This window comes from Rhodococcus sp. PML026, assembly GCF_000963615.1.
GTDB classification, from domain to species: Bacteria; Actinomycetota; Actinomycetes; order Mycobacteriales; family Mycobacteriaceae; genus Rhodococcoides; species Rhodococcoides fascians.
Map to the genome: position 1 here is coordinate 225,523 of NZ_KQ031376.1, position 11,195 is coordinate 236,717.

Here is an 11,195-nt window from a genome sequence, read left to right on the forward strand (position 1 = left end):
ACCGGCGAGCTCGGCTTTCGTCACGACGACGCGATCACCGACTCCGCCCGTTGGATCAACGATGCCAGAGCGGTCGACAACCCCTCTGCACCGAGGGCGGGCAAGATACCCGGAATCAGTGCGGACAGCGTGACCGTCACCAGAGCCTGAGGCTTCATCGCCGCGCCCATCGTCGCCGACATCTGCGTCAATTTGGCGTTCAGGGCCGCAAAATCGACACTCGTCGATTCGTGCTCGAGCGCCACCGCATCGGGCGCGGTCGCCGCTGCGTCGGCAATCAACTGCGGTAGGTCGTCGACCGTCTTCGGCTTGGCGCGCGGCGCGAACTCGGCCTTCTCCTCGTCCGTGAGGATGTCGATGGATCGCAGCACCACCTCGGGATCGGAGACGACCGTCCGCAGAATCTTCGACAGCCGCTCGGCGAACGTCGCTATCGTCGATTCGTCGAAGATCGACGTCGCGTAGGTGAACGTCGCCTCGATGTCCTGCAGCGCTCCGGTCTCGTCGAAGTTCTCGACAGCGGTCAGCTGAAGGTCGAACTTCGCCTGATCGTCGCCTGCCGGCAGCGCCTGCACCTGCAGGCCCGGCAGCTCGAACGTGCCCGTCGCATGGTTCTGGAACGTCAACATCGCCTGGAACAGCGGTGTGTAGGCGCTCGACCGAGCGCGGCCGAGCGCATCGACCAGCCGCTCGAACGGAACGTCCGCGTGGCCGAACGCCGCGAGGTCCTTGTCCTTCGCCTGACGTACCAGGTCCAGGAACGTGCCGTTCCGATCGATCTGCGTGCGCAGCACCAACGTGTTGACGAACATGCCGACCAGGTCGTCCAGTTGCTCCTCGCCGCGTCCTGCGGTCGGGGTGCCGATGCTGATGTCCGACGAGTTGCTCAACCGGCCCAGCAGAACCGCGAACGCGCTGTGCACCACCATGAACGTCGTCGCCGCATGCTCGCGGGCGATCTTCTCTATGGCCGACGCCACGTCGGAACCGAACGTGAAGCCGTACGACGCGCCTTCCATGGTCGGTCGAGGTGGCCGTGGGCGATCGAGCGGCAGTGCCAGTTGTTCCGGCGCTCCCGCCAGCTCGGCGGTCCAGTAGGCCAGCTGCTTCGCCAGTGGACTGTCCGGGTCGTCCTCGCGGCCGAGTACGTCACGCTGCCACAGCGCGAAATCGGCGTACTGCACCGGCAGCGGTGCCCACGACGGCATCTCCCCCGCCACCCGAGCGGTGTAGGCGACCATGACATCGCGGATCAACGGCCCCATCGAGAACCCGTCGGCGGCGATGTGGTGAGCCACCACGGCGAGGACGTGTTCGTCGTCGCCGACCTGCAGTAGCGCAGCCCGGACCGGGACGGTCTTCGTCACGTCGAATCCCGCACCGAGGACGTCCGTCAGGCGGGACACCACGGCGTCCGGTGCCACCTGTTCGGGTTCGAGCTCCACCCCGACGTCGGCTACGCCACCGATCTGCTGCACCGGGCCGTCGACCGAATCGGGGTAGGCCGTCCGCAGAATCTCGTGGCGACCGAGCACATCGTCGAACGCGCCGCGGAGCGAGGCGATGTCGAGGGCACCGGTCAACCGCACCGCAACGGGGATGTTGTACGCGGACGAACCCGGGTCGATGCGGTTGATCGTCCACATCCGTTCCTGGGCGATCGACAAGGGTAGTCGATCGGGACGCTCGCGCACCGTCAGTTCCCGACGGGCACCGCCGCCGACGAGCGGCGCAATGTGTGCAGCGAGGCCCGCCACCGTGGACGCCGCGAACACCGATCGCACGGGAATCTGCGCGTCGAGAGCCTGGCCGAGGCGCGAGACCAGTTGGGTTGCGATCAACGAGTTTCCGCCGAGGGCGAAGAAGTCGTCGTCCAGCCCCGCGCGGTCCAGCCCGAGCAGTTCGGCAACGGTCGTCGCGACGATCTCCTCGATCGGGGTGACCGGTGCGCGGAACTCGGTGGCCTCGAAGTGCGGCGCGGGCAGCGCCTTTCGGTCCAGCTTTCCGTTGGCATTGAGCGGTAGCGCTTCGAGCACCACGAATGCCGCAGGCACCATGTACGACGGAACGAGGTGCGAGAGTTCGGATTCGACGTGCGCGACATCGACGACCTCCCCGGCCCGGCCGACCACGTAGGCCACCAACTGGTCGCCCATGGACTCGCCGCTGTGCACCACGACGGCCGAATCTGCCACTGCCGGCTGCGACCGCAGGGCCGCTTCGATCTCACCGAGCTCGATGCGGAATCCGCGAATCTTCACCTGGAAGTCGGCCCGATCGATGTACTCGAGGTGCGCCGGGGCCGGCGTTCCGTCGACGACGGGCACCCGCCAGCGCACCAGGTCGCCGGTGCGGTACATCCGAGAACCGTTCGCGTCGAACGGATTGGCGACGAATCGCTCCGACGTCAGGTCCGCACGCCCGAAGTAGCCGCGCGCCAGCTGCGCGCCAGCAAGGTAGAGCTCGCCGCTGACGCCCGCAGGCACCGGATGCAACCGCGAGTCCAACACGAACACCGTCGTGTTCGCCTCGGGAACACCGATCGGCACCGCGGTCGTATCGGCGTCCGTCACCGCGTGCGCGGTCACCGACACCGCTGCCTCGGTCGGCCCGTACAGGTTGTGCAGGTCGGTCGATCCGTTCCGCTTGCGGAACTCCTGTGCGACGGCAGCGGGCAGTGCCTCACCGATAGCCAGCACCCGCCGCAGGCTCGGCGATACCTCGCCCGCGGCGACGGTGCCGAGCATCGACAGCATCGACGGCACCAGGTGCAGTGTCGTCACTGACTGCGTGCGAATCAGCTCCAGCAGGTAGTCGGGGTCACGATGACCGTCGGCCTCGGCCACGACGAGCCGTCCGCCGGAGGTCAGCTGCGACCAGAACTCCCACACCGACAGGTCGAACGTCGCTGCGGTCTTGAGCAGCGCTGCGTCGGTCTCGTCGAGTGCGTACTCCGCACGCAGCCAGTTCAGCTGGTTGACGACGGCACCGTGCGAGACCGCAACGCCCTTCGGACGACCGGTCGATCCGGACGTGAAGATGACGTACGCGGTGTTGGCTGCGGTGAGCACCCCGGTGCGTTCGGACGCGTCAACCGGACCACCCGAGTAGGCATAGGCGTCGAACCGGGCCAGATCCACGATCGGGGCAGCATCGGTGATCTCGGCACCCACATCGCCGGAGATCAGAATGCACGCAGGAGCGGCTGTCTCGAGGACCAACGCGTTGCGCTCGGCCGGCTGGTCCGGATCGATCGGAACGTACGCCCCGCCTGCCGTCGAGATGGCGTACATGCCGACGAGGAGATCGACCGAGCGTCGAATGGCAAGGCCGACAGGCACTTCCGGCCCGACACCCATGCCGATCAGGTGCCGCGCGAGCTGCGAGACCCGCTCGGCGAACTCTCCGTACGTCACCACGCCATCGTCGTGGACGAGTGCGACTGCAGCGCGGTCGCGTTCGGCGGCTGCACCGAACAGATCGGGCAGGGTCGTGTGTTCCACGACACCGAAATCGTGAACCGTGTCGTTCCAGTCCTCGACGATCGCAGATCGCTCGCCGTCCAGCAGCACGTCGAGATCGCCGATGGGTGTCGACGGCGACGCCACGACGGCGGCCAGCACGGCCTCGAAGCGGGCCACGAGTGAACGGGCGGTGCTCTCGTCGAACAGATCCGTCGCGTAGGTCAGCAGGGCATCGAAGCCACCTGCCGCGCCGTCGCCCTGCTGGGCATCGGACACGATCAGATGCAGATCGAATTGGGAGTTGCCGGTCTCGGTGTCGAGCGCCGAGATTTCCAACCCGTCGAGCTCGAACTCGCGGCGAGCGAAGTTCTGGAACGAGAAGCCGACCTGGAACAGCGGGTGCCGAGCCGTCGAGCGCGTGGGGTTGACCACGTCGACGAGCCGCTCGAACGGGATGTCCGAGTGGGCGAACGCCTGCAGATCGGTTTCACGCGCGGCGTCGAGGAGATCACCGAAGGTCGCCTCGCCCGGAACATCGAGTCGCAACACCAGGGTGTTGACGAACATGCCGACGAGGTTCTCGATCTCGGCCTCGCCGCGACCTGCGATGGGTGTACCCACGACGACGTCCGAGGACCCCGAGATCCGCGAAAGCAGCACTGCGAAGGCCGCATGCACGGCCATGAAGACGGTCGCGTTGTGCGCGCGGGCCAGTTCTGCGAGACGCGCGTGCGCGTCGACGTCGATTCGGAAATCGATGCGATTGCCGCGGAACGTCTGGCTCGCCGGACGCGGGCGATCGAGAGGTAGCTCGATCTGCTCGGGCAACTCCGACAGCGCGGCAGACCAGTATCGAATCTGTTGCGCTGCAATCGATTCGGCGTCGTCCTCGGAGCCGAGAACGTCGCGTTGCCAGAGCGCGTAGTCGGCGTACTGCACCGGCAGCGGAGCCCATGCGGGATCGGACTTCCGGGTACGGGCGGCATAGGCCGTCATGACGTCGGTCGACAACGGCATCATCGACAGACCGTCGGCGCTGATGTGATGGACCACCATCGCCAGCACGAACTCGGTGTCGGAGACTCGGAACAGCGAGGTCTTCAACGGAACCTCTGCGGTCACGTCGAACGTCGACGCCAGCAGCTCCAGCACCCGAGCGGTCACCGATTCCGCGTCGGTGTCGATCACGTCGAGAGTCGTCGGCACCTGGGACATCGGCACGACCACCTGATGCGGTCCCTCGGGCGAATCCGGGTACACCGATCGCAGTGTCTCGTGCCGCTCGATGACGTCCGAGACCGCGCTCTGCAACGCGCCGACGTTCAGATCGCCGCTCAGGCGCAGAGCGAACGGGATGTTGTACGCCGTCGAGTCCGAGTCGAACCGGTTGAGGAACCACATCCGCTGCTGCGCGAGCGACAGTGGAACTCGATCGGGACGAGGCCCTGGCACCAGCGCCGGCCGCGCGCCCGAGCCCTGCTCGACCCTCGCCGCGAGTGCCGCGACCGTCGGGGCCTCGAACAATGCCCGAACTGGGACCGTCGTGTCGGCGGAGGCACCGAGTCGGGACACCACCTGGGTGGCCACCAAAGAGTTGCCGCCGAGTTCGAAGAAGTCGTCGTCGAGACCGACCCGGTCGAGACCGAGGACGTCGGCGAACACCTCGGCGACCAAGGACTCGATCGGAGTCGTCGGTTGCCTGAACTCACGGGTTCGTGCGGCCGGTTCGGGCAACGCTCGCCGGTCCAGCTTTCCGTTGGTGGTCAACGGAATTGCGTCGAGCACCACGAACGCCGACGGGACCATGTACTCGGGGAGCTGCTCGGCCACCGACGCACGGACGGCGTCGACGTCGATCGTGGAACCGGTTGCGGGCACCAGGTAAGCAACAAGGCGCGCGGCACCGGGAGCGTCCTCGCGCACGATCACCGCGGCCTGTCCGACGGCCGGAGCCGACAGAACCGACGATTCGACTTCGCCCAGTTCGATGCGGAAGCCGCGGATCTTGACCTGATCGTCTGCGCGACCGACGAATTCGAGCTCACCGGTGGGCGACCACCGGGCGACGTCGCCGGTGCGATAGAGCACGGAACCGTCGCCTGCGAAGGGATCTGCCACGAATCGTGTCGCCGTCAGGTCAGGCCGACCCAGGTATCCCCGCGCCACCTGACCGCCCGAGACGTACATCTCTCCCGGGACACCCGCCGGCACGAGGCCGAGCCGCGCATCCAACACGTACACGGACAACCCGGAGATCGCCCGACCCACCAGTGACCCCGATGCCTCCGCGGCAGCCTGCGCATCGAGCGCCCGATGCGAGACGTGGACGGTGGTTTCGGTGATGCCGTACATGTTGACCAACTGCGGGGAACGATCGCCGTGCCGATCGAACCAACCGCTCAATCGACGCAGCTCCAACGCTTCTCCGCCGAAGACGACGTAGCGCAGTGTGTACTCGGCAGCACCCGATGCCGTGCGGTCGGCCTGGTCGAATTGGTAGAAAGCAGACGGGGTCTGGTTGAGCACGGTCACGCGTTCGCGAATCAACAACTCGCGCAGCGCTTCCGGCGACCTCGACGTGAAGTAGTCGACCACGACGACGGTGCCACCCGTGGTGAGCGGGCCCCACAGTTCCCACACGGAGAAGTCGAACGCGTACGAGTGGAACAGAGTCCAGACGTCGGCGGGGCCGAAATCGAAGTGCCGCTGGGTGTTCGCCAGCAGGCGGACGACGTTGCGGTGCGGGACGACGACGCCCTTGGGGGTGCCGGTCGAACCCGAGGTGTAGATGACGTACGCAGCTTCTGCGGCCGTCACCGCGGGAAGGACGTCCGTTGCGAACTGGGACTCGTCCGCTGGGGTGTCCATGTCGACTCTGGGCAGTTCCGGCGGTAGCGCGACCTCGACACCGGTCCAGGTCAGTACCGCGGCAGGACGCGAGTCGGCGAGCACGAACTCGATGCGATCGGCCGGGTACGACGGATCGATCGGTACGTATGCGCCTCCGGCCTTGAGCACCGCGAGCAGCGCCACCACGAGATCGGCCGTGCGAGGCAGTACGACTGCGACCGCGGATTCGCGGCCGACACCCTGTGCGACAAGATGTCTCGCCAGTGCCGTCGACTCGGTGTCGATGTCTCCGTACGTGCGCGACCGACCGTCGAAGACGACGGCGGCAGCGTCCGGGTTCTCCGCGACCCTGGCCGCGAACAGGGAGACGATGGAGTCGGCAGAATCCGCGACCGCCGGTGCGTCCTGGGCAAGGGCGAGAACGTGATCGCGCTCGGCCGTATCCATCACCGGGATGTCCCCGACGGGCTGCTCGGCATCGGTACCGACCGACTCCAGCACGCGGATCAGGCGCTCACCGAAAGCGCGGGCTGTGTCCTCGTCGTAGAGATCACGGGCGAACGTCACGTCGATGGCCGAGCTGCCGTCCGCCTGGTTCTCGGTGAACGTGAACTGGATGTCGAACTTCGCCGTCTCGACGTCGAGATCGACTCCGCGCACGGTCAGGCCCGGGAGCTCGAGTTCGGTCTGCTCCATGTTCTGCACGGTGAGCATCACCTGGATCAGCGGATGCCGCGCGGCCGACCTCGGTGGGTCGAGTACTTCGACGAGTCGCTCGAACGGCACCTCCGCGTGCGCGAACGCCGACAGATCGGTGTTGCGCGTACGGGCGAGCAGTTCGGTGAAGGCAGCACCGGGATCGATCTCGGTGCGCAGCACGAGGGTGTTGACGAACATACCGATGACGTCGTCGAGTGCCGCCTCACCGCGACCGGCGACCGGAGTACCGATGGCGATGTCGGTTTCGCCCGACAACCGGGACAGCAACACCGCGAGAGCAGAGTGCAACACCATGAACAGTGAGCTCTGATTGGCGCGGGCTACCGCGCCGAGACGCGCATGCGTCTGCGCATCGAGCGTCAGCCGAATGTTGCCGCCGCGGTAGGACGACCGATCGGGACGCACTCGGTCGCCGGGGAACGTGCTCTCGTCCGGCAGTCCCGACAGCGTTCGCGTCCAGTGTCGGATCTGGCCGGACACCGGTGAATCGGGATCGCTCTCGGAACCGAGCACGGTCTGCTGCCACAGGGTGTAGTCGGCGTAGCGAACCGCGAGCGGTGCCCAACCCGGTTCGCTTCCTGCACTCCGAGCCGCGTACGCGATCATGAGGTCGCGAGTCATCGGTCCGATCGAGAAACCGTCTGCTGCAATGTGATGTGTGGCCAAGGCAAGCACATGCCGGTTCGAGTCGAGCTCGAGCAGGATGGCGCGGAGCGGGGGTGCGGCCGTGACGTCGAAACCCTGCACGAAGAACTCGGCCAGGGCGGCGGTGACGTCGTCGGCGGTGACCTTCGTCGGTGCCAGCTCCGGAGCTACCTGCGCTGCGGGGACGATCACCTGAGACGCCACCCCGTCCACCTCGGGGTAGACGGTGCGCAGCGATTCGTGCCGTTCGATCACGTCGGCCACGGCAGAGCGCAGCGCGACGACGTCGAGGTCACCGATCAGTTCGATGGCGACGGGCAGATTCTCCGTTGCCGAATCGACGTCGAAACGGTTGAGGAACCACATCCGGCGCTGGGCGAGCGACAGCGGAACGACGTCCGGCAACTCGGTGCGCACGAGAGGAATCTTTCGTCCCGATCCCGAGAGTTCGTCCAGCTTCGCCGCCAGAGCCGCCACCGTCGACGCCTCGAAGATGGTCCGAACACTGACCGTGGTGTCCGTCGCGGCACCGATGCGCGACGCCACCCTGGTCGCCACGAGCGAGTTACCGCCGAGAGCGAAGAACTCGTCGTCGGCTCCGACGACATCGACGCCGAGCACGTCGCGGAACACCTGCGACACCACGACTTCCGACGTGGTCGTCGGAGCGCGGAAGGCACGCTGCTCTATATCCGGTGCCGGGAGCGCGCGCCGGTCGAGCTTGCCGTTGGCGGTCAGCGGAAGTGCGTCGAGCACGACGGTCGCAGCCGGAACCATGTATCCGGCGAGCGACCGGGCGGCGAACGCCGTCAGGTCGGCCACGTCGACGGTCGCACCGGAGGCGGGGACCACATAGGCGACCAGTTGATCTCCGGCGACGGCCGTCTGCCGAACCAGCACCACGGCCGACTCCACCGACGGGTGCCGGCGCAGCACGGTCTCGATCTCCCCGAGTTCGATGCGCAGACCACGCAACTTGACCTGGAAGTCTGTGCGGCCCAAGTACTCCAGGCGCCCGGTGTGAGACGAGGACTCCCGCCAGCGCACCAGATCGCCGGTGCGGTACATGCGAGAACCCGGTTCGCCGAACGGATCCGGCAGGAATCGATCTGCTGTCAGATCTACTCGACCGAGGTAGCCGCGGGCCAGTTGGACTCCGGCGAGATAGAGCTCACCTGCGACCCCGGGAGCAACCGGGGACAGTCGGGAGTCGAGGACGTACGTTCTGGTGTTCCACACCGGAACACCGATCGGAACCAGGTCGACGTCCGCCTCGGACACCTCGTGATAGGTGACGTCGACAGCCGCCTCGGTGGGTCCGTAGAGGTTGTGCAGCGCCACGCCCGGCAGGACGCGTCGGACGCGTTCGCCGACCTCGGCGGGCAGCGCCTCACCGGAGGCGAACAGAGTCCGCAGCGACGCGGCTGCGGACGACGACTCGGCTGCGACGACGGAGACGAAGACCTCGAGCAACGACGGCACGAAGTGTGCCGTCGTGACCGACTGCGCCTCGATGGTCTCGAGCAGGTACTGCGGGTCTCGGTGCCCGTCCGGCTTCGCGATGACCAGCGTCGCCCCGATCTGCAACGGCCAGAACAGTTCCCACACCGACACGTCGAACGTGACGGGGGTCTTCTGCAACACGACATCGTCGGCGACGAGCTCGTATTCCGACTGCATCCACAGCAGACGGTTGACGATTGCCTCGTGTGTGACGGCCACGCCCTTCGGCTGCCCGGTCGACCCGGACGTGAAGATGACGTATGCGGTGTTCGTCGGGGCCAGTGCACCGATTCGGTCCGCGTCGGTGATCGGTGCATCGGAGACCCCGGACAGGTCGAGAACGTCGATGTCGATCACGTCGAGCCCGTCGGCATCCACCGAGTCTCGTGACGTGCTCAGTACGCACACCGGTGCCGCGGTGCGCAGAATGTGCGCGATTCGCTCGGCAGGCTGATCCGGGTCGATCGGTACGTAGGCACCGCCCGCCGCGACGATCGCGTGAATTCCGACGAGGAGCTCCACCGAACGACGGGCAGCGATCGCCACGGTGGTCTCGGGCCCGACACCACGATCGACGAGGTACCGCGCAAGACGAGCCACCCGTGCGTCGAACTCGCCGTAGGACACCGACTCGTCACCGAATACCAGTGCGGTTCCGTCGGATTCGACCGACCGCCCGAGGGAGGCCAGCGTCTGCGACCGGTCGACGTCGTGGTCGGTGTCGTTCCAGTCGTCGAGCACGCGCTTGTACTCGACGTCGTCGAGCAGTTCGATGTCGCCCACGACGGTCGAGAGGTTGTCGGCGACGGATTCGAGGACCTTGATCAGGCGCTCACCCAGGGTGACCACCGTGGACTCGTCGAACAGGTCGGTGGCGTAGGTGACATCGAACGTCATACCCTGCGCCGCGCCACTGGGTCCGAACGATTCGACGAACGTGAACTGCAGGTCGAACAGTGCAACCAGGGTCTCGAAGTCGACGCCCGAGACCGACAGTCCCGGTAGTTCGAGATCCTTCTGCCCCAGGTTCTGGAACGCGAGCACCACCTGCACGAGGGGATGACGTGCCGTGGAACGTACCGGGTTGAGGATCTCCACCAGACGCTCGAACGGAACGTCCACGTGTGCCAGCGCCGACAGATCGGTCTCGCGAGCATCGGCGAGTACCTGGTCGAACCTGCGCGCGGTGTCGATCTCCGTTCGGAGCACGAGGGTGTTGACGAACATGCCGATCAGGTCGTCGAGCGCCGCCTCACCGCGGCCCGCGACCGGTGTGCCGATCGCGATGTCGGTCTCGCCGGACAGCCGCGAGAGCAGTACCGCGAGGCTGGTGTGCACCAGCATGAACAGCGACGCGTTCTCACGTCGGGACGCCTCGATCAGAGCGCGATGCAGTTCTCCGTCGATCGAGAAACGCACCAGCGCACCGCTGTTCGACGCCACCGCCGGCCTGGGACGGTCGGAGGGCACATCGAGCTGATCCGGCAGACCGGCCAACGTCGTCGTCCAGTAGTCGATCTGCTGCGAGACCACGGACGTGGGGTCGTCCTCGGAGCCCAGCACCTCGCGCTGCCACAGGCTGTAGTCGGCGTAGTCGACCGGAAGCGGAGTCCAGTACGGCTCCTGGTTCATCGACCGCGCCGCATAGGCATTCATGACGTCGCGAGTGAGCGGGCCGAGCGAGAAACCATCGGCGGCGATGTGGTGCACCACGAACACCAGCAGGTGCTCGGTGGGGCTCACCTCGAACAACCGAGTACGGAACGGGAGGTCCTTCGACAGGTCGAATCCTGTCGTCGCCAGCTCGCGCATGGCATCGGCCACCTGATGCGCGGAAATTTCGATCGGCGTCAATTCCGGTGTCGCCGACTGCGCGTCGACGATCACCTGATGAGCCGTGCCGTCGGTCTCCGGGAACACCGTCCGCAGAGACTCGTGCCTGGCGACGACGTCCGCGACCGCGATCTGCATGGCTCGGCGGTCGAGCAGACCGGACAACCGGACGGCGATCGG

Annotated in this window: 1 protein-coding gene and 1 tRNA gene; one reads left to right on the forward strand and one right to left on the reverse strand. The window is 66.6% G+C overall.

Annotation, left to right across the window (positions count from 1 at the left end; all coding sequences use genetic code 11):
- Positions 1 to 20: 20 nt before the first annotated feature.
- Positions 21 to 10,925 (reverse strand): non-ribosomal peptide synthetase, encoded by a 10,905-nt coding sequence (locus VF34_RS25060; protein WP_155289534.1) that lies wholly within the window; start codon positions 10,923 to 10,925, stop codon positions 21 to 23.
- Here VF34_RS25060 and VF34_RS25065 point away from each other — a divergent pair.
- Positions 10,878 to 10,984 (forward strand) — tRNA-OTHER (locus VF34_RS25065). The genes VF34_RS25060 and VF34_RS25065 overlap by 48 nt on opposite strands.
- Positions 10,985 to 11,195 lie beyond the last annotated feature (211 nt).